Source organism: Vibrio sp. J2-3(2022) (genome assembly GCF_021725735.1).
GTDB classification, from domain to species: Bacteria; Pseudomonadota; Gammaproteobacteria; order Enterobacterales; family Vibrionaceae; genus Vibrio; species Vibrio diabolicus.
Genome location: NZ_JAKKCK010000017.1, coordinates 1 through 1,146, shown reverse-complemented (window position 1 = coordinate 1,146; position 1,146 = coordinate 1). Strand labels below are relative to the sequence as shown.

Below are 1,146 nucleotides of genomic sequence, written 5' to 3'. Positions count from 1 at the left end.
AAGAGCCGGATTTACCTAACTCTTCAGCCTACGCACTTGAACCTGGACAACCGTCGCCAGGCCCACCTAGCCTTCTCCGTCCCCCCATCGCAATTGTAAGAAGTACGGGAATATTAACCCGTTTCCCATCGACTACGCCTTTCGGCCTCGCCTTAGGGGTCGACTTACCCTGCCCCGATTAACGTTGGACAGGAACCCTTGGTCTTCCGGCGAGGAGGTTTTTCACCCCCTTTATCGTTACTCATGTCAGCATTCGCACTTCTGATACGTCCAGCATGCGTTACCACACACCTTCAACCGCTTACAGAACGCTCCCCTACCCAATATACAAAAGTATATTGCCGCAGCTTCGGTTTACTACTTAGCCCCGTTACATCTTCCGCGCAGGCCGACTCGACCAGTGAGCTATTACGCTTTCTTTAAATGATGGCTGCTTCTAAGCCAACATCCTGGCTGTCTGAGCCTTCCCACATCGTTTCCCACTTAGTAGTAATTTGGGACCTTAGCTGGCGGTCTGGGTTGTTTCCCTCTCCACGACGGACGTTAGCACCCGCCGTGTGTCTCCCGGATAGTACTTACTGGTATTCGGAGTTTGCAAAGGGTTGGTAAGTCGGGATGACCCCCTAGCCTTAACAGTGCTCTACCCCCAGTAGTATTCGTCCGAGGCGCTACCTAAATAGCTTTCGGGGAGAACCAGCTATCTCCAGGTTTGATTGGCCTTTCACCCCTAGCCACAAGTCATCCGCTAATTTTTCAACATTAGTCGGTTCGGTCCTCCAGTTGATGTTACTCAACCTTCAACCTGCCCATGGCTAGATCACCTGGTTTCGGGTCTATATCCAGAGACTGAACGCCCAGTTAAGACTCGGTTTCCCTACGGCTCCCCTAGATGGTTAACCTTGCCACTGAATATAAGTCGCTGACCCATTATACAAAAGGTACGCAGTCACAGGACAAAGCCTGCTCCTACTGCTTGTACGTACACGGTTTCAGGTTCTATTTCACTCCCCTCACAGGGGTTCTTTTCGCCTTTCCCTCACGGTACTGGTTCACTATCGGTCAGTCAGTAGTATTTAGCCTTGGAGGATGGTCCCCCCATATTCAGACAGGATATCACGTGTCCCGCCCTACTCGATTTCACTGAAT

At 51.2% G+C, this 1,146-nt stretch carries 1 rRNA gene (only partly in view); it reads right to left on the bottom strand.

The window, feature by feature from the left end:
• Positions 1-1,146, bottom strand: a 23S ribosomal RNA gene (locus tag L3V27_RS23260); its annotated part reaches 1,464 nt to the left of the window's first position; the annotation flags it as partial.